General features: G+C 64.1%; 18 protein-coding genes. 10 read left to right on the top strand and 8 right to left on the bottom strand.

What is annotated here, in order from left to right; all coding sequences use genetic code 11:
* Window positions 1–17: 17 nt before the first annotated feature.
* The 4 genes from SAJA_RS02200 (at window position 18) to SAJA_RS02215 (ending at window position 3,208) form a co-directional block, all read left to right on the top strand.
* Entirely contained in the window at window positions 18–287 is a 270-nt protein-coding gene (locus SAJA_RS02200) for an acyl-CoA-binding protein (protein ID WP_123657034.1), read from the top strand.
* A gap of 42 nt (window positions 288–329) precedes the next feature.
* A complete protein-coding gene (locus tag SAJA_RS02205) occupies window positions 330–980 on the top strand; it encodes an HAD family hydrolase (protein WP_123657035.1) in 651 nt (216 codons plus the stop codon).
* The gene (locus tag SAJA_RS02210) at window positions 977–1,837 is read left to right on the top strand and encodes an NAD-dependent protein deacetylase (RefSeq protein WP_123657036.1); all 861 of its coding nucleotides are present in this window, start codon (window positions 977–979) and stop codon (window positions 1,835–1,837) included. Before SAJA_RS02205 ends, SAJA_RS02210 begins: the two co-directional genes overlap by 4 nt.
* A 144-nt stretch (window positions 1,838–1,981) precedes the next feature.
* The gene (locus SAJA_RS02215; RefSeq protein ID WP_123657037.1) at window positions 1,982–3,208 is read left to right on the top strand and encodes an ATP-grasp domain-containing protein; all 1,227 of its coding nucleotides are present in this window, start codon (window positions 1,982–1,984) and stop codon (window positions 3,206–3,208) included.
* A gap of 374 nt (window positions 3,209–3,582) precedes the next feature.
* Here the strand turns inward: SAJA_RS02215 and SAJA_RS02220 are convergent, their stop codons facing one another.
* Together SAJA_RS02220 and SAJA_RS02225 are read right to left on the bottom strand one after the other, a co-directional pair.
* A complete protein-coding gene (locus SAJA_RS02220; RefSeq protein ID WP_148070949.1) occupies window positions 3,583–5,559 on the bottom strand; it encodes a hypothetical protein in 1,977 nt (658 codons plus the stop codon).
* Between the two features lie 89 nt (window positions 5,560–5,648).
* On the bottom strand, window positions 5,649–6,020 hold the full coding sequence (locus tag SAJA_RS02225; RefSeq protein ID WP_148070950.1) for a DUF4870 family protein: 372 nt from the start codon (window positions 6,018–6,020) through the stop codon (window positions 5,649–5,651).
* A 340-nt stretch (window positions 6,021–6,360) separates the two neighbouring features.
* Between SAJA_RS02225 and maiA the strand changes: the two genes are divergently transcribed.
* The gene (gene maiA / locus SAJA_RS02230; protein WP_184999709.1) at window positions 6,361–7,023 is read left to right on the top strand and encodes a maleylacetoacetate isomerase; all 663 of its coding nucleotides are present in this window, start codon (window positions 6,361–6,363) and stop codon (window positions 7,021–7,023) included.
* Between the two features lie 78 nt (window positions 7,024–7,101).
* Complete coding sequence (locus tag SAJA_RS02235) at window positions 7,102–11,901, top strand: NAD-glutamate dehydrogenase (RefSeq protein WP_123657041.1); 4,800 nt, start codon at window positions 7,102–7,104, stop codon at window positions 11,899–11,901.
* Between the two features lie 63 nt (window positions 11,902–11,964).
* On the opposite strand, the gene SAJA_RS02240 is transcribed toward SAJA_RS02235, so the two are convergent.
* Both SAJA_RS02240 and zapE read right to left on the bottom strand, forming a co-directional pair.
* Entirely contained in the window at window positions 11,965–13,557 is a 1,593-nt protein-coding gene (locus SAJA_RS02240; protein WP_245963206.1) for a long-chain fatty acid--CoA ligase, read from the bottom strand.
* Window positions 13,558–13,669: 112 nt separating this feature from the next.
* A complete protein-coding gene (gene zapE / locus SAJA_RS02245; protein ID WP_123657043.1) occupies window positions 13,670–14,764 on the bottom strand; it encodes a cell division protein ZapE in 1,095 nt (364 codons plus the stop codon).
* 44 nt (window positions 14,765–14,808) lie between these two features.
* Between zapE and xerD the strand changes: the two genes are divergently transcribed.
* Both xerD and SAJA_RS02255 read left to right on the top strand, forming a co-directional pair.
* A complete protein-coding gene (gene xerD / locus SAJA_RS02250) occupies window positions 14,809–15,723 on the top strand; it encodes a site-specific tyrosine recombinase XerD (RefSeq protein ID WP_123657044.1) in 915 nt (304 codons plus the stop codon).
* A 3-nt stretch (window positions 15,724–15,726) separates the two neighbouring features.
* Window positions 15,727–16,266 (top strand): class IV adenylate cyclase, encoded by a 540-nt coding sequence (locus SAJA_RS02255; protein WP_123657045.1) that lies wholly within the window; start codon window positions 15,727–15,729, stop codon window positions 16,264–16,266.
* Window positions 16,267–16,530: 264 nt separating this feature from the next.
* Here the strand turns inward: SAJA_RS02255 and fdxA are convergent, their stop codons facing one another.
* Both fdxA and SAJA_RS02265 read right to left on the bottom strand, forming a co-directional pair.
* Complete coding sequence (fdxA, locus tag SAJA_RS02260; RefSeq protein ID WP_123657046.1) at window positions 16,531–16,854, bottom strand: ferredoxin FdxA; 324 nt, start codon at window positions 16,852–16,854, stop codon at window positions 16,531–16,533.
* Window positions 16,855–16,943: 89 nt separating this feature from the next.
* Window positions 16,944–17,528 (bottom strand): NUDIX hydrolase, encoded by a 585-nt coding sequence (locus tag SAJA_RS02265; RefSeq protein WP_245963207.1) that lies wholly within the window; start codon window positions 17,526–17,528, stop codon window positions 16,944–16,946.
* A gap of 150 nt (window positions 17,529–17,678) precedes the next feature.
* Between SAJA_RS02265 and ppc the strand changes: the two genes are divergently transcribed.
* Both ppc and SAJA_RS02275 read left to right on the top strand, forming a co-directional pair.
* On the top strand, window positions 17,679–20,474 hold the full coding sequence (gene ppc / locus SAJA_RS02270; RefSeq protein ID WP_123657047.1) for a phosphoenolpyruvate carboxylase: 2,796 nt from the start codon (window positions 17,679–17,681) through the stop codon (window positions 20,472–20,474).
* A 92-nt stretch (window positions 20,475–20,566) separates the two neighbouring features.
* Window positions 20,567–20,950, top strand: coding sequence for a hypothetical protein (locus SAJA_RS02275; protein WP_123657048.1), 384 nt, complete (start codon window positions 20,567–20,569; stop codon window positions 20,948–20,950).
* A gap of 63 nt (window positions 20,951–21,013) precedes the next feature.
* On the opposite strand, the gene SAJA_RS02280 is transcribed toward SAJA_RS02275, so the two are convergent.
* Complete coding sequence (locus SAJA_RS02280) at window positions 21,014–21,223, bottom strand: SlyX family protein (protein WP_123657049.1); 210 nt, start codon at window positions 21,221–21,223, stop codon at window positions 21,014–21,016.
* Window positions 21,216–21,725 (bottom strand): HIT domain-containing protein, encoded by a 510-nt coding sequence (locus SAJA_RS15415; protein WP_123657050.1) that lies wholly within the window; start codon window positions 21,723–21,725, stop codon window positions 21,216–21,218. The genes SAJA_RS02280 and SAJA_RS15415 overlap by 8 nt, the downstream gene beginning before the upstream one ends.
* Window positions 21,726–21,785: the final 60 nt, after the last annotated feature.

A 21,785-nucleotide genomic window follows, 5' to 3' on the forward strand; every position in this document is an offset into this window, starting at 1 on the left:
AAAAAGAGGAGACCCCAATGGCCGATCTACAAGCCGACTTCGAACAGGCCCAGAAAGATGTCGAAACCCTGAGCAAGAAGCCGGGTAACGATGATCTCCTGGCTCTCTATGCGCATTTCAAACAAGCCAAGGAAGGCGACGTATCCGGCAAGCGCCCAGGCATGACCGATTTCAAGGGCCGCGCCAAGTACGATGCCTGGGCCAAGCTCAAGGGCACCGACGCCGAGACCGCCAAACAGGGTTATATCGACAAGGTCAACGCGCTGCTTGATGCCGACAAGAAATAACGCCTGCATCGAACCCGGTCGGGCCATGCGTAGAGTCACGCTATGACGCAGATTCCCAACTGGCTGATATTCGATCTCGGCGGCGTACTCGTCGACGTCGCCCCCGGTGACGTGACGCACGCGCGGTTGGCCGCGGCATTCGGCATGGCCGAGGCCCGTCTGGATGAGGCGTTGCTCGCGCCAGACGAGGACGACGGGCTGTCGCGTATCCAGCGCTTCGAAACGGGCGCGCTGGGCGTCGACGAGCTGCTTGGCGCGTTGAACGAGGCCGCGACGACACGGCTGTCTCGCCAAGATTTCGTAGTCGCGCTCAACGCCATGCTGCCGGGCTGTTTCGACGATACGGCAGCGCTTGTAGGCCAGCTGTCGGCAGCGGGCATCAATATCGCCTGCTACAGCAATACCAACCCGGTGCACTGGAGCCATATCCAGCGGCAATTCGCTTTCTTCGACGACATCATCGAGCCGTTTGCCTCGCACGTGGTCGGCCATCGCAAGCCCGACCCGGAAGGCTATGCCCGCGTTGCCGCAGCCCTGGGCGCCGATCCCGAGGCATGTCTGCTAATCGATGATCGTCTGGAAAACGTCGAGGGCGCATACAGCGCTGGCTGGCAGGCGCATCATTTTCAGGGGGTGGCCGGTCTGCGAGACAGCCTGCGTGAAGCCGGTTTTGTCGTCGAGGCGATCTCTTGAGCACGACCGCAGTCGATACCGCGCCCGCGAGCGCACGCAGCGATAACGTCGCCGCGCTGCGCGATTTCATCGACGCGCATCGCCGGCTGTTCGTGCTGAGCGGGGCCGGCCTGTCCGTGGGCTCGGGCATCCCTGATTATCGGGATCGCCAGGGCGGCTGGAAAGGGGCCACACCCATCCAGCATCAGGCGTTCATCTCGCAGCACGATAAACGCCAGCGCTACTGGGCCCGCAGCATGGCCGGCTGGCCGCCGGTGGCCCGGGCACGACCCAACGCCGGCCACGAGGCTTTGGCGGGGCTCGGCCGACGCGAGCAGTTGTCGTTGCTGGTGACCCAGAACGTCGACGGGCTGCATCAAGCCGCAGGCAGCCGCGGCGTGGTGGATCTGCACGGGCGCCTGGATCGCGTGGTGTGTCTGGAGTGTGGCAATCGTATCCATCGTAACGAGGTACAGACCGCGCTGATCCAGGCCAACGCCGGTTGGCTGACCGATGCCGATGCGATCCGCCCGGACGGCGATATCGAGCTGGGTGACGTCGACTACTCGCGCTTCAACGTGCCCGGCTGCCCGATGTGCGGCGGCGTGTTGAAGCCCGACGTGGTGTTTTTCGGTGGCTCGGTGCCCAAGGCCCGGGTCGAACGCGCCTGGGCCGGGCTGCGCGCCTCGGACGCGGTACTGGTGGCCGGCTCGTCGCTGATGGTGTGGTCGGGCTTTCGATTCGTGCGCGAGGCCGCGCGCACGGGGCTGCCGGTCATGGCCATCAATTACGGCAAAACCCGGGCCGACGATCTGCTCACCCACAAGATTGATGACGACTGCGTCGAGGTTCTCGAGGCCGCACTCGGCCACGGTTAGCCAGAGTTCGCGTGCCCACGGCGCTCGCGACAGCGCATGGGCGGCTGCGGGCAAGCCTGAAGCAGCCATTCGACAACAGACACACATAAGTGCAGCATGCGGGTGTGCTATCGTCGATATATCACATCGTCTGATGGAATCGACATGGCAGAAAAAAATCCGGAAAAAGGGTATATCGCGTTGCTGGGCTGGGCGATGGGCGCCATCGAAGCCGCCGAACGATTTGATCGGCGCTATGTCGTCGTCGCCCCGGAATGGGCCGAAGATTACTGTAAAGAGCACGATATTCCTTTCGTGCCCTGGAACTTCGAGCGTCTGAACGACCGCTCGCTGGAAATCGCCGAAAAGCTCAAGGAAATGGGCGTCGACGCGGCGGTGCCGCTGTTCGAGGAAGTCGTCGAATGGGCCGGGGCGATCAACTCCGTGCTGATGGATAACCCGCGTCTGCACGGTCAGGCCGTGTTGTTCCGCGACAAGGCGCTGATGAAGCGTCGTGCCCAGCTGGGCGGTATTCGTGTCGGTATTTTCGAGGAAGCCCACGAGCGCGACGATGTCTATCGTTTCTTCAAGCGCGTGAACCAGACGCTGCTCAAGCTGGACGGCGATACCGAAGACCCGATCCATCTCAAGGCCTTCGACAAGGCCGGCTGTCTGGGTCATCGCATGATCAAGTCGGCCGAAGAGATCGAGCAGATTCCGGATGCCGAATACCCGCTGTTGATGGAAAGCCATCTCGACGGCTGGGAGTTTGCGGTTGAGGCCTGGGTCTGGAACGGCAAGATCCAGTTCCTGAATATCTCCGAGTACGTCACGCTGGGCTATTCGGTGTTCGTGCCGGCCACGCCGGAGCTGGAATCCTGGCGTAACCTGATCACGCAGCAGATCGAGCTGCTGATCAAGACCTTTGATATCAAGTTCGGTCAGATCCATCCGGAATACTTCGTGACCTCGGACGGCACGATGTACTTCGGCGAAGTGGCCTATCGCCCGCCGGGCTTCAAGGCCTTCGAGTTGATCGAGCGTGCCTACGGCTTCAGCGCCTACCAAGCCTCGATGCTGGTCTTCGACCCGAACACCACGCAGGAAGAGGTCGATGCCTTCTTCCCGGAAGAAGTCACCGGCGCCAAGGGCTATGCCGGCTGCTTCGGCGTCTACCCGCGCAAGCGCGTGGTCTCCAAGTTGGAGATTCCACAGGAAGTCAGCGAGCACGAATACTTCGACTTCCACGAACTGAACGCCCCGCTGCAGGAAACCGTAACCAAGCGCAACGCCTTCGGCACCCATTGGGGTCTGGTGTTCTTCTTCGGCGACAGCCCGCACAAGCTGCGTGATCTGCTCAAGCATCAGGAAGAGCTGGACTATTACGTCTAGCCTGCTGCCCGCTTAGCCAGTAAAGAAAAAAGCCTCCGTTCGCGGAGGCTTTTTTGGTTCAGCGCAGATTAGCCGGACGCCACGCCGCGCGGGCGACTTGTCCGCAAAGAACACAAATGAGCGCAAATAATCTTCGATGTGGCATCGAAGCGACGCCCGCCGCTCCAACGCGCGCGCTGAACGTGGGTTATCCGGAAAAACCTTTTTCATGGATCTTCATCGCAGACTTGATTCGCAAGAACAGACCATAACCACTTGTGCCTGTGGTCTTTATGTGCGGTTTATTCGCATCTATTTGCGGACTGTCATTCTCGAATCCCGCTGATCTGCGACGAACCTTTTTTCTGGATCGGTCCGCTAGCGGTGTGGCGCGCTCAGCGCTCGTGCCATTCAAAACCCTTGCCCCAGCTGGCGGCAATGGCCGCGCGTATGGCCTCGATGGCCGTATCCGGCACGCGGGTGGGATCACCGGTCTCGGCGGCGCGGTAATGAAACACGTACAGACGCGCGGCAAAATCCTCGAACAATAGTGACGACTCGCCCTCGAGCTCGCCGTTGCCGTACGTCGAGGTCACGATGCCGTGGCCCCAGTTCTGGGCCTTGTCGCGGTTGGGGTTATAGAAATACACCCGCCAGGCGCCGGTGCCGTCCTGGGCGACGCGCTGAATGGCGACCGCGTGCCAGCCGACCCAATCGCCGCTCGATGTCGTGGCCGCGATGCCACAGGGCTGGGCATACACCAGCGCGCGGTCACCGTTATAGGCCGGGTGATAAGCGCTGCAGAAGGCGCGCAGGAAACCGCTGCAATCGGTGATCGCGTTGGTCGATAATTCGATCAGTGCCGCGAAATCGCGGGTGACCCACCAGCCATGCATCTCCGGGTTGACCCAGCGATGGCCGTCGCCCAGCCGGCCGACCGTGCGTCGACCCATCTCGACATAGAGCCGATCGATGTGTGGCGTAAGCAGACGCGACACGGCATCCAGCTCGGTATGCAGTGTCTTGGCCATGCCGGCGTCGAGCCCGGCCGAGTGCATGACCTGGCCCTCGAAATCCATGACGATATCGTGGTCACGGGCGGCCGAGGCGATCAGATCAAGCAGATAGCCCGGATCATTCTGTGCCCAGAGGCTGATCGCCCGCGCGGACTGGCACGTCGGGTTGTGTCCCTGATCGACGCCGCGCGGCTGGCCGAGCACCGCACAGGCCCCGGCCAACAGCCGAGTGCGCGCGCGCTCGTGATCGGCCGGCGCCTCGGGTAACAGAGCCGCCACGGCGTCGGGGTGGAGCGCAAGACGCGCCAGACGCTGCAGGCCGGGCAGCACGGGCCGTTGAAAAACCAAGCCGGCCCCCAGCAGGCGCGACAGGCCATAGATGGCATAGGCCGTGTCCGGCGTGATCGCCTGGTCGATCAACGCGCCGATCGCCGGGGCGTGGGCGGCATAAGCGGCCTGGCCGATCGTGCTACAGCCCAGTGCCGCCGGAATCAGTGCTGGCGCGTGCGTGGATAGATGACGAACCAGAACAGCGTGGTCACGACACACCAGGCCTGTTTCGTTCATCGAAGCACCGAAAACGCCGGCCTCGGCGGCCAGCTGGTCAGCGTCGCAGGCGGCGAGTGCCGCGGCGTAGCCATCGCCTTCGGCCTGGGCAAGCACGCTGGGGGCCTCGACGGCTGACAACCAGTGGCGGGCCACCGCGGCCACGCTGTCGTCAACGCTGGTTTCTGTAATCGCCTGGCCGGCTGCTTGAATAAGAGCGACGGCTCGATCACTCATGATCGGGCGCTGGGCCATGATCTCGGCTACCTCGGCGAGCAGCCGGTCGAGAATAAGCCCCATGCCCAGGCGATGCGCCAACAGGTCGAACAGCCCGTGCAGGCGTGCGCTATCCGCGGCCGAGCGCTCGCGCGAGGCCTCGGTGGCCTCGCCGAACAGGAGATCGAGATTGGCCGCCATGGCCTCGGCCAGAAACGCGCGTGCGTCTTGAGCCGACAGCCCGGCGTGCGCGGTGCGCGCCTCGGCGATGGCCAACAGGCGCAGCTCGCTCAGGCATTCCAGGGTGGCTGAGTCGCCACCGGCGCGCAGCGTGGGCCCGACCAGCGCGGGCTGCAGGCCGGCCGGCATATCCCAGTCGGTGCCGGCGAACACGCCGGCCGCATCGAACCCGTCAGCCCGGTCAGCCAGCACGGCCACGCCGCCCGGCGCCTTGAGCAGCTTGGCCGTACGCACCAGCAGCTGGCTTTGATGGGTGTATTTCGAAAACGCCGGTGCCTCGGCCAGGCGCACCAGCGTTTGATCAAAATCCTCGACGAGGCGCGGCGAAGGCGAGGCTGTTTGGGGGTCGGACAACACGGATACCAGGCGGTAGCGATCCACGGCGGATCAAAACTGACGTTAACACGCGCGCCCGACCATCCAGCGGCGCGGACAGGCGTTGGTCAGACGGGCATGGCCCGACCATCAGCAAAGACCGCGATACCGCGAATAAAGCGATAGGCACACCAGAGCCAGAGCACGAGATAGCCCAGCACGCCGATCAAAAAAGGCGTGAGGATCAGACAGACCACGCTCCAGAAAATCGTGAACCAGAAGGTGCGCATCTGCCAGCGATGATGGCTCCAGGCCACGCCGCCCCGCGGTACGTCGCCCAGTTTGATGTGATTGACGATCACACCGGCAATCGCGGTCAAAAAGAAGAAACAGGACAGGCCATACAGCACATAAGTGATCAACAGCACGTTGCGCTCGCTGGCACTTGCCGGGCTGTCGGTTTCGATCGGCGGTTGTGGTGTTTCGGAGGTCATAGTCATCTCATCGGCCGGTCAATCGAAGGCGGGTGATTTGCTAGGGCCTGTTGCCGTTTCATGCGAGCGCCGCGTTGGAGGCCGCAAATCGTGTCCTGCAAGGCGCGAGTCGCCGTATCGTGGCGTGTCACGATCAAGACTCGCAACGCAGCAGGACGCGATTTGCGGCCCAACCCTTCGGGACAAGCGCTGTTTTGCGGCAATACAGCGTTCTAGCCCACTAGCGCAGAATGACTGCGCGGCGCGGGCTACGCCTCGTCTTGCCGCAAAACAGCGCTTGGCGCGGGCTCGCATGAAACGGCAACAGGCCCTAGAGTCAGACCACGTTTTCCAGGTCTGCCCGCTCATGCTCAAACTGTTCACCCATCACCGAAGCGTGTCTGCTCATCGGGTACGGATCGCGCTGAATTACAAAGGTGTGGCCTATGAGTCGATTTTCACGGGGCTGGACGGTGCAGCCGCCGATCGACAATCGTTTCTCGAGGTCAACCCACAGGGCCTGATCCCGGCGCTCTGGGTCGAGAACGATCTCATCATCTCGCAGTCATCCGCCATTCTGGAATATCTGGAAGAGCGCTACCCGGAGCGGGCGCTATTGCCCGAGGATATCGCCTTGCGCGCACGGGTTCGGTCGTTCGCCCAGATTGCCATCGCCGATACCCATCCGTTGAACAATCTGCGGGTGCTGCGCTATCTGCGTGATGAAATGAACGTCGAATATGACCATCGACGGGCCTGGTTCGAGCATTGGCTGCACAAGGCGTTCGGGCCGATGGAGTCGTTGCTGGCCGAACAGGCCGAGACGACCCATTCGTTCTGTTTCACGGCCCGGCCCAGCCTGGCGGATGTCTGCGTCGTGCCACAGATTGCCATGGCCGAGCGCTACGGCGTGCGTCTGGATGATTACCCACGGCTGCGGCGCGTGTATCGGGCCTGCCTGTCGCTGGCCGCGTTTCAGGCTGCGGCTCCGGACACCCAGCCCGACAACCGGGGCACGCCACGCACTTGAGCCGGTTGTACAAGGCTTGAGTCCCGTGCAGGCCAGGGCGTAACGTCAAGCCTTGTTCTCCTGTCGCCGGTTGCTGCGATGAATACCCAGACCGCTCGTGTACTGGCCGAAATTCGTGCGTTCATCGATGCGGATTCGCGCATTGTCGATTCCAGTGCGGCGATCGCTTTTGCCGAGCGCTATCTTCAGGGCGTGCCGGCCTCCATGCTGGCCGCGCGCTCGACCGAGCGGGTATATGAAGCCGTGTTGGCGCATTACGCGCAGATCGCCCATCCGCGCTCGCCGGGCACGCCGCTGATCGAGATCGTTTCCATCGACGACGGCGCCAGTGATTGCGATACCGCGCTGATCAGCGTGGCCGACGACATGGCGTTTCTGGTGGACACCGTCACGCTGGCCGTGCGCGCCACCGGCGCCGAGATCGACTGGACGCTTCATCCGGTGGTTGCTGTCACGCGTGATAGCGATGGCCGGCCAAGCGCGATAAGCGACGTGCACGAACATGCCCCCGGCGGGCAGCGCACGAGTGAATCGCTGATTCGCGTGGAGTTTGCCGCACCGGCGGGGCTGGACCGCGACGCCTTGATCGAGCAGGTCCGGGCCAGCCTGGTGGATGTCCACACCGTCGTGACCGACTGGCGCGCCATGCGTCGTCGCCTGCAGCAGGTCATCGATGATCTGGAACGCGCGGCCAGCGGCATCGACCGGGAAGAACGCCTGGAAACCCAGGCGTTTCTGTCGTGGCTGGCCGACGATCACTTCACCTTTCTGGGGTATCGCTGTCGCGCGGTCGAGGCCGATACCGACGGCGAGGCCATGATCGACCTGCCCGATACCAGCCTGGGCCTGCTGCGCGAGGATCGTGCCGGCGTCGATCCTGACGGCTATGTGGCCCCGGCGGCGGTACTGGATGAATACACCCAGTCGCCGCGCCTGGCGGTGATCACCAAGGCCAACCGCCACGCCTGGATTCATCACCCGGAAACCATGGACGTGATCGCCATCAAGCGCCTGGACGCGGCCGGCAACGTCATCGGCGCACATCGCTTTCTGGGGCTGTTCTCCGGCGAGGCCTATCGCGCCAGCCCGCGGGATATCCCGCTGCTGCGGCGCAAGATCAGCCACGTCATGGCACGGGCCGCGTTTCGGGATCGCTCGCACGCGGCCAAGAGCCTGCGCTATATCCTGGAGACCTTCCCGCGCGATGAGTTGTTTCAGGCGAGCGAGGCCGAGCTGTTCGATACGGTGACGGGCGTGCTCAACATGCGCGAGACCGAGCGGCTGCGCCTGTTTCTACGGCGCGACCGGTATCGGCGTTTCTATTCGGCGATCGTCTATATCCCCCGTGAGCGTTACACGGTGGCGCTGCGCCAGCAGATCGAGGCCACGCTGGAAGCTGCGCTGGCCGGCCGGCGCCAGGACGCTGACGCCGACTTCCTGCGGGGCTCGGTGGTGCGCCTGGTCTTTCAGATCGCCACCGAAGCCGACACGCCCACACCGGACACCGCCGAAATCGAGCGCCAGCTCGTTGATCAGACCCGTGCCTGGCCGGATCGATTTCTGGCCGCGGCTCGCCAGGCCGGGCTGTCGATGCCGGCCTATGCACATGCCTTTGACAGCGCCTACCAGCGTCGTAACGCCGCCGACGCGGCCATCGCCGATGCCGGTGTCCTGGCCGAGTTGGCCGGTGACAGCCGGCCGGTGCTGCGGGTCGCCGGCGTGGGCGAGGACAACACGGTCACGCTCAAGCTCTATGGCAGCGGCGAGGCCCCGGCGCTGTCGGACGTGTTGCCGATCTTCGAGTACTTTGGCCTGGCGGTGATCAACCAGCACCCGTTCAGCGTGGAGCGCAGCGGCTTTGCAAGCCAGTGGATCCACGAGTTCGAGGCGCGCCATCCCGCGGCGACCCGCCTGGCCGAGCGCTCGCGTCGCGATGCGCTGGCCGAGCTTTTCGATGAGATCATGGCCGGCCGCGTGGCCAACGATAACCTGAACCGTCTGGTTGTCGAGGCCGGCTTCTCCGCGCGTGAAATCGTGCTCGTGCGCAGCGTGGCGCGTTATCTATTGCAGACCGAGCTGCCGTTTTCGCCGGTCTATATCGGGGATCGGCTGGCCGAACAGTCTGATCTGGTCGCGCGTATCGTCGAGCTGTTCGGCCTGCGCCTGGATCCCGATCAGGCACGCTCGGCCCAGGCCGAAGCGGCGGCCGTCGAGGCGATCGAGGCATCGCTGGAAGCCATCGCCAGCCTGGATACCGATCGCGTGCTGCGGGCCTTCTACGGCGTCGTCGATGCCGTACTGCGTACCAACTACTACCAACACGACGAGCGTGGGCAGCCGCGGCCTTATGTCTCGCTCAAGCTGGATTCCTCTGGTCTGGCCGAGCTGCCCGAGCCGCGGCCCTGGGTCGAGACCTTCGTCTATGCCCCCGAGGTCGAGGGCGTGCATCTGCGCGGCGGGCCGATCGCGCGTGGCGGCCTGCGCTGGTCCGACCGGCTGGAGGATTTCCGGACCGAGGTGCTGGGCTTGATGAAGGCCCAGATGGTCAAGAACGCGGTGATCGTGCCGGTGGGGGCCAAGGGCGGCTTCGTGCTGAAGGGCCTGCCCGCGGATATCGATCGCGATACCCGTGCAGCCCGTGGCATCGCCGGCTACAAGGTCTTCATTCGCGGGTTGTTGGATATCACCGACAACCGCGTGGGCGACGACGTGATCACGCCCGACCGGGTGGTCGCGCGCGACGCGGCTGATCCGTATCTCGTGGTCGCCGCCGACAAGGGCACGGCCAGTTTTTCGGATATCGCCAACGGCCTGTCGGCGGAATACGATTTCTGGCTGGACGATGCCTTTGCCTCCGGCGGCTCGGCCGGCTATGACCACAAGGTGATGGGCATCACCGCCCGCGGCGCCTGGGAGGGCGTCAAGCGTCACTTCCGCGAGATGGGCCGTGATTGCCAGAACGAGGCCTTCACCGCCGTGGCCGTGGGTGATATGGGCGGCGACGTGTTCGGCAACGGCATGCTGGCCTCGCGCTGTATCCGCCTGTTGGCGGCGTTCAATCACCGTCATATCTTCATCGATCCGGATCCGGACATGGCGGCCAGCTACGCCGAGCGCGAGCGGTTGTTCACCGCCTCGGCCTCGGGCTGGGATGCCTACGCTGCCGAGCTGATCTCGCGCGGCGGCGGGGTCTATGAACGCTCGGCCAAGCGCATCACCGTCTCCGACGAAGCCATGACCGCCCTGGGCCTGGGCCAGCGTGAATACACGCCGACCGCCCTGATCGCGGCGCTGCTGGCCGCCCCGGTCGATCTGTTCTGGAACGGCGGCATCGGCACCTACGTCAAGGCCAGCCATGAATCACACGCCGACGTGGGCGACCGGGCCAACGACGCGCTTCGGATCGACGGCCGGGCCATGCGCGCCCGCGTGGTCGGCGAGGGCGGCAACCTGGGCTTCACCCAGGCCGGGCGGGTCGAGTACGCGCTGGCCGGTGGGCGTATCAACACCGATGCCATCGATAATTCCGGCGGCGTCGATTCCTCGGATCTCGAGGTCAATATCAAGATCGCGCTGGGCACGGCCGAGGCCGACGGCCGGCTTGATCGTGAGGCCCGCAACCGGCTGTTGGCCGAGATGACGCCGGATGTGATCGCGCTGGTTCTGCGTACCAACGTGTTACAGACCCAGCAGATCAGCCTCATGCAGGCCGAGAGCACGACACGTTTTGATGAGCAGATCAGTTTCATGCGCGCGCTCGAGCGCGACGGGCGGCTGGATCGTCGCCTGGAGGGCCTGCCGGATGACGAAACCATCGAGGTACGCTCGCGCGAGCGCCTGGGCCTGACCCGGCCTGAACTCGCCGTGCTGATTTCCTATAACAAGCTGGCCCTGGCCGATGCCGCCCTGGCCGGCGGCCTGGCCGATGATCCCGCTCTTGAAGGCTGGCTGTTCGACGGGCTGCCGGAGGCACTCGGCGAGCGTTTTGCCCCGGATGTGCGCGGGCATCGGCTGCGGCGAGAGCTGATCGCCACGCTGGCGACCAATCAGATGGTCGACCGGCTGGGTATCGCCAGCGCGCATCGCCTGCCGGCCGGCTTCGGCACACGCATGGAGGCCGCGGTGCGTGGCTACGTGCTGGCCGATGCCTGGTTGGGCGGCGAGTCGTTGTTCTGTGCCATCGACGGGTTGGACGACACGATTTCCGCGGCCGAACAATACCGCGCGCATCGTATCGGCATCGCGTTCTTGAAACATGCGATGAACTGGTGGCTGGCCACGCCCGGTCTGGGCGAGGATATTTCGGATCTGCTGGCGCGCTATCAGCCGGGTGCCCAACGCCTGACGACCGCGCTGGCGGATTATCTCGTTGGCGCCTATCGCACGCGCTTTGATGCCACCTACGCACAGTGGGAGGCGCTTGGCGTGCCGGGCGAGCTATCCCACCGCATCGCCGTGGCCGATGTCGGCGGTGGCATCATGGATATCGCCGCGTTGGCTGCCGAGCGCGATGTGGCCGTCACCGAGGTGGCCGGCCTGTATTACCGCGTGGGCGATTTGCTGGGCGTGGCCTGGCTACAGAACGCGATCCACCAGCTGCCGGCCAACGAGCGCTGGCAGGCCCTGGCGCGCATGAGTCTGCGCGGCGACAGCTACCGGATCCATCAACGTATCGTGGATCAGGTGCTCACGCGCGAGGCCGATGATCCGCTGGCTGACTGGCAGGCCGACAACGAGCGCACGCTGGCCTTCATTGCAGCACGCCTGGCTGAACTCCAGGCCATCGAAACCCCGGGCCACGAGCATCTGACCGTGGTGGTTCGCGATCTGGCGCGCCTGACGCTGCCCGGCCAGACGAGCCTGAGCGGGGCGGCATAAAAAGCCCCGGCGATCGGACTGATCGCCGGGGCTTGTCTGCAGCGCCGGTTGACGCGCCGGTGGCTATTCCTGGAGCTGTTCCCGCAGCGCCAGCTTGCTGAACTTGCCGGTTGAGGTGCGCGGAATCTCGTCGATGAAGACATAGTCGTCCGGCACCATCCATTTGGGCATCCGCTCCAGCAGATGCGCTCGAATGGCGGCCTCGTCGATTGTCTTGCCCTGGACGGCCACAATCGCGGCCAGCGGGCGCTCGCCCCATTTATCGTCGCTCTTGGCGATGACCGCGGCTTCAGCCACGTCGGGGTGGCCCATGATCTCGTTTTCCAGATGGACCGAGGATATCCACTCGCCGCCGGACTTGATCACGTCTTTCGTGCGATCAGTGATATCGATATAGCCGTCGTCATCGATGGTGGCGATATCGCCGGTCCGCAGCCAGCCGTCGGCGGTGAATTTCTCTTCGCTGTTCTCCAGGCGATAATAATTGCCGGCAATCCACGGGCCGTGGATCTGAAGCTCGCCCATGCTTTCGCCATCGCGCGGGGCCAGCTCGCCTTCGTTGTCGACGATACGCACCCGCACCAGTGGCACCGTGGTACCCACGGTGGCGCGCCGGGCATAGCGGGCATCTTCATCCAGTGCCTGCACCGCCGGTTTCAAGCGCCCCGAGGTGCCCAGCGGCGAGGTTTCTGTCATGCCCCAGGCCTGGATGAGCTGCAGGCCGTGGCCGTCAAAGCGCCGGATCATCGACTCCGGGGCCGCCGAGCCGCCCACGATCATCGATAGATTATCGACCAGTTGCCAGCGCTCGGGCTCCTTGTCCAGCGCGTTGAGAATACCCATCCAGATCGTGGGCACGCCGGCCGAGATCGTCACGCCCTCGTCCTGATACAGGTTCAACAGGCTTTCGGCGTCCAGGTGTGGGCCGGGGTGTACCTGCTTGGCCCCGCACAGCGTGGATGAATACGGCAGCCCCCAGGCGTTGACATGAAACATGGGCACCACCGGCAGAACCGTGGCGTTGTAGCTGAGATTCAGACAATCCGGCAGCGAGGAGGTCAACGCGTGCAGCACGGTCGAGCGGTGTGAGTAGGTCACGCCCTTGGGCTTGCCCGTGGTGCCCGAGGTGTAGCACATGCCACAGGCGTCGTGCTCGTGCTTGTCGGGATAGACGAAATCCTGTGAGGCCGAGTCCAGAAAGGCTTCGTAATCGATCATCGGTTCGGCCACGGCCTGGCCGGTCAGATTGACGACCACGACTTTCTCGACGTTGATCTGGTCGGCGAACTTTTCGTAGAGCGGCAGCAGCACATCATCGACGACAAGGATCCGGTCCTCGGCGTGATTGATGATCCAGGCGATATCCTCCGGCGCCAGACGGATGTTGATCATGTGGCAGACGCCGCCCATGGCCGGGATGCCGAAATAACATTCCAGATGGGCGAAATGATTCCACGACAGGGTGCCCACGCGATCGCCGAGCTGAATGCCGGCATCGGTGAGGGCCTGGGCCAGTTTCTTGGCCCGCGCTGCCATGTCGGCGTAAGTCTCGCGGTGCCGGGACTTGTCCGGCATCTGGCTGACGATCTCGACGTTCGGGAACTCGGTGGCCGCGCGCTCGAGTATCTCGTCGAGCAGCAGGGGGGACGACATCATGCACGAGCCCATCAAACACTCCGCTGGCAAAAGGTCTGATCAGCGTGTGGGCGCGGGCCGTGCAGGTCTATACGGCTTTCGACGCACGCGCGGTGGCGCGTGGCGTGCCGTATCAGCTGCGGTGAGGCGCCGAAATATAGTCTGGGGTGCTCATCTCGTGCAGGCGACTGGACGTGCGCTCGAACTCGAAAGCCAGTTCGGTGCCGGCGTAGAGATCGTCCGGGCCGCCGTCGGCGGCCAGAAACACGTTCACGCGCCGGTCATAGAACTCGTCGATGGCGTTGATGAACCGTCTCGCTGCGTTTTCGTCGCGATCGACCAGCACGGGCACGTCCGAGATCATCACCACCGGGAACTCGCGCGCGATCTCGATATAGTCGTTTGCCGATCGGGCCGAGCGACACAGCGCATCGAACTCGAACCAGACCGCGTTCTCCGCGCGATAGCGGGTGGCAATCTTGCGGCCCAGAATCTCGACGTTGCCGGCATGCACCACGCGCCCGGCGGCCAGCTTGTCAAAGCTTTTGCCCAGGGCGTCATCGGCCGCCGGCCCGGCAGGCGTCTGATAGGTGCTGGCCTCCTGGATATGATCCAGGCGGAAATCCGTGCCGTCGGCCAGATGCAGGATCTGACAGTTCGTCTTCAGCCGTTCGATCGCCGGCAGGAAGTTCTCGCGCTTGAGCCCGCCCTTGTAGAGATCGTCCGGGTCGACGTTGGAGGTGGCCACCAGGGTCACGCCGCGCTCGAACAGGGCCTCTGTCAGGCGCGACAGGATCATGGCATCGGCGATGTCCGAGACGAAGAACTCGTCGAAGCACAGCACGCGATCGCTGGCCCAGTCGTCGGCGATCTTGACCAACGGATCACTCTGATTGGCGTAGGTCTTGCGCGCCTCGTGCACCTTCGCCATGAAGCGATGGAAATGCAGACGCGACTTGTCCTCGAAGGGCAGGGCCTCGTAGAAACAATCCATGAGATAGGTCTTGCCGCGGCCCACGCCGCCCCAGACATAAAGCCCGGTCACCGGCGTGCGTTTTTTCTTGCGCCCGAACAGCCCGTGTGAGGTGGTGCGGTTGGCGCACAGCTCGTCATAAATGCGCTGCAGGGCATCCACCGCCTCGACCTGGGCCGGATCGCGCTGGAAATCCGTGTGTTCCAGATCGGCCTCGTAGCGCTGTTTGGGCGTGAGCGATGAAGCTTTGGACATGAGCTCGGCTGGCCGGGAAAAGCGTTGCATTATACGCTTTCGCCATGGCTGTAATCGATGCACTGGACAAGCCCGTTGCTGAAACCATCGCGCGTTTCATCGATGCCCTGTGGGCCGAGCGCGGGCTGTCCAAGGCCACGCTGGATGCCTATCAGGCCGATCTGGCCCGCTTTGCGGCCTCCGAGCAATGCCCGAGCAACGGCCTGCTGGCGGTCGCGCCAGGCGATATTCAGGCGTATCTGGCAGCGCGCACCGGCCCGGGAAACAGCCCGCGCAGCGTGGCCCGGCTGTTATCGAGCCTGCGCCAGTTCTATCGTCACGAGCGGCGTGCCGGGCGCATCACGGCCGATCCCACCGCACTGATCGATAGCCCCGCTCAGGGCCAGCGCCTGCCCAAGACGCTGAGCGAGGCAGACGTCGAAGCCCTGATCCGGGCGCCGGACACCGACACCGAGCTGGGCCTGCGTGACCGGGCCATGCTGGAGTTGATGTATGCCGCGGGCCTGCGTGTATCCGAGCTGGTCTCGGCCAGCCTGTCGCAGGTCAATACGCGACAGGGCGTGATCCGGGTGATGGGCAAGGGCGGGCGTGAGCGCCTGGTGCCGATCGGCGAGGCGGCCGGCGCCTGGATCCAGCGTTACGTGGCCGGCGCCCGCGGGCTGTTGCTGGGCGCGCACGTCAGCGATGCCCTGTTTGTGACCGGCCGCGGCGGGGCGATGACGCGCCAGAACGTCTGGCATCGTATCCGCGGCCACGCCGAGCGGGCCGGCATCGCCAAGGCGGTTTCTCCGCATGCGCTGCGCCATGCCTTTGCCACCCATCTGCTCAACCACGGCGCGGATCTGCGCGCGGTACAGATATTGCTGGGCCATGCCGATCTCTCGACCACCCAGATCTATACCCATGTCGCCCGGGCACGGCTCAAGGCCCTGCACGGCGAACATCATCCGCGAGGCTGACCGTTGGCACGCAATATCGAGATCAAGGCACGGGTTGCTGACCTGGCCGCATTGGAAACCACAGTGGCCGGGCTGGCCGACGAGGGCCCGGTTGTCATCACACAGGCTGATACGTTTTTCTGCGCTGAGACGGGGCGTTTGAAGCTGCGTGATTTCTTGACGAGACCGGCCAGCGGCGAGCTGATTTATTATCAACGCAGCGACCAGACCGGCCCGAGGGCGTCGTTCTATCGTCGCGTCGTGACCGATGACCCGACCGCGCTACGCGATGTGCTGGCCGCCGCCCAAGGCATCAACGGGCGCGTGGAAAAGACACGACGGCTCTATCTCGTCGGGCGCATACGCATCCATCTCGACCGGGTGGCCGGGCTTGGCACGTTCATGGAGTTGGAGGTGGTGCTTGCCGACGACGAGCCGGAAACAGCCGGTCAGGCTGAAGCACAGGCGCTGATGGCCACGCTGGATATCGACGAAGACGCCCTGTGCACGGGCGCCTACGTCGACATGCTCGGCCAGCAATCCGTCCAGGGCGTGTCGTCATAAGATATGACGTCGCATTGCTCGCGCCGGGCGTGTCAGGCAAGGCGCGGGCCGCCGAGCGGGGCCCGCCACGGTCAAGGCCCGTAACGCCGCATGGCGCGTCCGGCGCGAGCAACCCGAATGGGCCGGCGGCCAAGCCCCGGCAATCCTGCGCCATAGTCGATTTTTAGGGGCTCATTTACGTGGAATAACCCCGCTGCCCGCGCGATGCCTTGTCTTGCCGCGGCTTGGCCGCCGGTGCGCCGCCTTATCTTATGACGACACGCCCTAGCGCTCCAACAGCTCGCGCTTGTTGGCTTTGTCGGCCCACTCGTCGGCGTCTTCCGGCGGTTTCTTCACTTCAGTGATGACCGGCCATTTCTGTGACAGCTCGGCGTTGAGCTCCAGGAAATCCGCCTGATCGGCCGGGAGATCGTCCTCGGACAGAATCGCCTCGACCGGGCACTCCGGCTCGCACAGCGTGCAGTCGATGCACTCCTCGGGATCGATCGCCAGGAAGTTCGGGCCTTCGTGGAAGCAATCCACGGGGCAGACTTCCACACAGTCGGTGTATTTACACTTGATGCAGTTTTCGGTGACAACGAAGGTCATGCGTTACGCCTCGTCCCTCGAGATGTTCGGTGATCGCGTGGATCGGTTCGGTTAGCCGAAAGTCTATCAGCCGAGGGCCGCTCGCGCGCTCAATATCGCGGCGTGGCGGCCAGATTCATCGCTTTCCAGTCATCGGCGCCAAGCGCTTCTACGTGGACGTCGTGCCTGCCGGATTCGCGATCAGCCATATAACGCGTCAGCGCCCGGTGGATGGTCGGAAAAGCCAGCTGTGACCAGTCGATCTCGTCAAGCGGCACGAACGCCACCTCGCTGCTCTCCGGACCGGCCGGCTCGCGCGCGCCCTGTTGTACGGCGGTGAAAAAGATATGGATCTGGCCGATGTGCGTCACATCGATCATCGAGTGCAGGGACAGATCGCGCGCGACGATGCCGGCTTCTTCCCAGGTCTCTCGTGCGGCGCCATCTGCTGCGGTTTCGCCCAGTTCGAGAAAGCCGGCCGGCAGGGTCCAGAATCCAAGCCGCGGCTCGATGGCACGCCGACACATCAGGATCGCGCCGTCGGCCTCGATGATCGTGCCGACCACATTGCGCGGGTTGTCATAAAAGATCTCGCCGGTGGCGGTGCAGACATTTCGTTTGCGGTCGTCGCCGTCGGGGATCTTGAACTCGGTGGGCGCACCACAGTTCGGGCAAAAACGCATTGGGCGAGACATGACGGGCCGCGATCAGGGATCAAACACGCATCCTACCGCAGCTTGGCCTGTCGGCGGGCGCGTAGAGCGTGGGCCACGGCTTACGCGCTGGCACGCGCCGATGAGGCTGATATGCTCCGGTTTGGGGAAACGATTCCATAAAAGCCGAACATGAATCCAGCAATCAACGAAAAACACCCCGCGACCGGCCAGGCCGACCAACAAGAAGCCGATCGCGAACTACGAGGCCAGGTGCGCCGTGCCGGGGCGCTTCTGGGGGATGTGCTTCAGGCACAGGCGCGCTCGGAGGTCTTCGATACGGTTGAGACACTGCGTCGCGGCTTTATCGGTCTGCGCGAGGCCGACGACGCCGAGGAACGCGCACGGCTCATGGCGCTGATCGATGCGCTGCCCGCCGAGACGATGACCGAAGTCACGCGTGCCTTCGCCATCTATTTCAACCTGGCCAATCTGCTGGAAGAGCTGCACGCGCATCGCACGCGTCGCAGCCTGGCCGCTGACGGCGACCCGCGCTGGCTGGGCTCGTTCAACCGCACGTTTACGGACATGGCGGCCCAGGGCGTGGCGCTCGATGATCTGATGGGCCGGCTGCAGACCCTGTCGTTCATCCCGGTGTTCACCGCCCACCCGACCGAGGCCAAGCCACGGGCCGTGCTGGATGCGCTGCGCCGGATCTTCGAGTGGTTTCACGAACTCGCCTTTGGCAATCCCGATGCCTTGAAGCGCGAGGAGATCGAAGAACATATCCGCCAGAACATCCAGGTGCTGTGGAAGACCGAGGAGTTGCGTGGTTCACGGCCCACCGTCGAGGATGAGATCCGTAACGGACTGTATTACTTCCGGGCCTCGTTGTTTGCCAGCGTGCCGCAGATCTATCGCAATCTGGAGAAAGCCGTGGCCAATGCCTACGGCAAGCCGCACGTGGATGCGCCGACGGTGCTCACCTTCGGCTCCTGGATCGGTGGCGATCGCGACGGCAACCCGTACGTCACCGCGCGCGAAACCCGCTACGCGCTGCGGATGCAGTCACGCGAGATTCTGTCGGAATATCTGCGCCGGATTGATGACCTGTCCAGCCGGCTGTCGTTCTCGGCGCGCTGGTGCAGCCCCAGTGACGACTTCTGGGCCTCGCTGGAGGCCGACGAGCAACGAATCGCTTCGCACTCGGGTGTTCGGCCCGAGCGTTATGCCGCCGAGCCGTATCGGCGCAAGCTCTATCTCATGCGGCGCCGGTTGGCGGCCATGGTTGACCAGATCCAGACCGAGCTGCGGCTGCGCGCCGAGCGCAGCGAGCGCACCTCGCTGGCCTATGAAAGCGCCGATGCGCTGATCGCGGATATCCGTGTCATGCGTGAGTCGTTGGCCGGCCACGGGGATGAGGTCATCGCCGAAGACCAGATCAAGGATCTACAGCGCCTGGTCGAGACGTTCGGTTTTCATCTGGCCCGGCTGGATCTGCGCGAGGAATCCACGCGCCACACCCAGTGCGTGCACGAGCTGTTCGCGGCCCTCGGCCACGATATCGACTATGAATCGATGGACGAGGCGGCCCGCGTCGAGTTCCTGAATGCCGAACTCGCACGCGATGACATGCCGGCCATCGGCCGCGTGGATGTCAGCTCTGACGTCAACGACACGCTGGAATCACTGGCCGTGGTGCGTGAATTCACCCGCACGCTCGGCAACGCCGCGTTCGGCAGCTATGTGATCTCCATGACGCACAGCGCCTCCGACGTGCTGGCCCTGCTCTGGCTGATGCGGGTCACCGGCGTCTACGAGCCGGGGGCCACCAGCGCGCCGCCGCTGTCGATCGCGCCGCTGTTCGAGACCGTGGCCGATCTGGAACACATCGAGCCGGTGCTCGACAAACTGCTGGCCAACACCCATTACCGGGCCTTCATCGAGGCCGGTGAATCCGACGACACGTTGCGCCAGGAAGTCATGCTGGGCTATTCGGATTCCTGCAAGGACGGCGGCATCATGACCTCGCGCTGGCAGCTCTACCGCGCCCAGCAGGAGGCCGTGGCTCTGTGCGAGCGTCACGGCGTGGATTGTGTGCTGTTCCACGGGCGCGGCGGCACCGTCGGGCGCGGCGGCGGGCCGACCCATCAGGCGATCATGAGCCAGCCGCCCGGCACGGTGCGCTCGCGCATCAAGTTCACCGAGCAGGGCGAGATGATCTTCGCCAAGTACTCGAACCCGGAAACCGCCGTGCACGAGCTGACTCTCGGTGTGACCGGTACGCTCAAGGCCTCGTGCAGCCAGGCCTCGGATGCCGATTATTCCGACATCGCCAGCCGTCTGGCCGATACCGGTGAAGCCTTCTATCGCGACCTGACCGAGAACACGGAAGGCTTTTTCGATTATTTCCAGGCTGCCACACCCACGGCAGAAATCGGCGCGCTGAACATCGGGTCACGGCCCGGCTCGCGCCCGTCCAAGGCCAAGCTCGACAAGAGCTCGATCCGCGCCATTTCGTGGGTCTTCGCCTGGGCCCAGTCACGCCATACCCTGCCGGGTTGGTTGGGCCTGGGCACGGCACTGGCCGAGGTCGAGACCGAGACGCTGCAGTCGCTGTATCGCGAGTGGCCGTATTTCCGCACGATCATCGACAACGTCCAGATGTCGCTGGCCAAGGCGGATATGTCGATCGCGACCGAGTACGCGCGCCTGGCTGAGGGCCAGCATCATATCTTTGATGCTATCCAGGGCGAATATGACCGCGCGGTGCAGGGCATCCTCAAGATCACCGGCGAGCACAAGATCCTCGACGACGACCCGGTGCTACAGACCTCGCTGGACCGGCGCCGACCGTATCTGGACCCGCTCAACCATATTCAGACCGCGGCACTCACCCGGTATCGCGAGAACGGCGATCGGGCCTGGCTCGATCCGGTGCTGCGCTCGATCAACGCGATTGCGGCCGGCATGCGCAACACCGGTTAACAAGGCAGGGCTTGTCGGCGGCGAGTCCTCGGGCTCGTCGACGGCGCGCGCTGTTATCCTATGCGCATTATTCAAGCTAAAAGGATCAGGCCATGGCCGAGAACATGCCCGAAATCAAGATCGATGCCGACAATATGTACCGCGAGGAATCCTTCACGGATCTCAAGGTCGGCAGCATTCGTCGCTTGATTCCGGTAACCGCCAGCGGCGACGACGACGCGTCGCGCGAGGTGCACTACGAAGGCTCGGCGAGCCTGATGACCCCCGCGGGCAGCCTGCCGCTGTCGTTCGAGCTTGAGGCCGACGATCTGGCGGGCGCGATCGAGAAATTCCCGGACGCGGTCAATCAGGCCGCAGAGAAAGCGATCGACGAGCTCAAGGAAATGCAGCGCCAGCAGAGCCAGAAGATCCAGGTGCCGGGTCAGGAAAACTATGGCGGTGGCCAGGGTGGCGGCGGCGGCCGTATCCAGTTCTGATTGCCGAATCGACCGTGGACACGAGCCGACGTCATTTCGACGTCGGCTTTTTTGTGCGCGCTGTCAGTAGTGCGGCGGACGCTCGTCGGTCGGCGACGGCGTGTCGTCGCCTTGTTCCTGTATCTGCGTCAGGCGTTGTTCCAGAGCCTGGCAGCGCGCGGCCAGGCGCGACAGCGCCTGATCCTGACGATAGATCTGTTCGCTGAGCTGGCTGATCGTATCGTCCTGATACGCGATACGGATTTCCAGTTCTTCGAGCGTTGTCTCAGGCATGGGCGTTGCCTCGCGCCACGGCCTTCAGATTCAGCGCATCGGCCAGCGCCGCCGTGATCGTATCGATACGAGACGCCGTGTAATCATCGCCCGGCGGCAGGTGGCCCCAGACCGGTTTGGGCCAGCAGGCATCGTTTTCATGCCGGGCGACCACATGCACATGCATCTGCGGCACCTCGTTGCCAATGGCGGCGACGTTCATCTTGTCCGCAACAAAGAACTCACCGGCCGTGATCGATAGATCACGAACCTGGCGGCTGATCCGGTCATGCTCGGCGTCGTCGAGTTCGTGCCAGCCGCGTGCATCGGTATCGGGGACCAGAATCAACCAGGCCACGCGCGCGTTGCGATGCAACAACACGCTGGCGCGCTCGAGCCGGCCCAGCAGATGACAGTCGCCGGCCAGGCGCGGATGCAGGGCACCGACCGGATCACGGGCCGGATCAACGGCGAGATAACCGGTCGCGGATGGCGCGGCCGGTTGAAAGGATTGCTCGGGCAAGGCTGGAGCCTTTTGATAAAGAGTTGCCGGCTTGGATGATACAGCGCGTCAAAGGTTCCG

It is taken from the genome of Salinisphaera japonica YTM-1 (genome assembly GCF_003788585.1).
Lineage (GTDB): Bacteria > Pseudomonadota > Gammaproteobacteria > Nevskiales > Salinisphaeraceae > Salinisphaera > Salinisphaera japonica.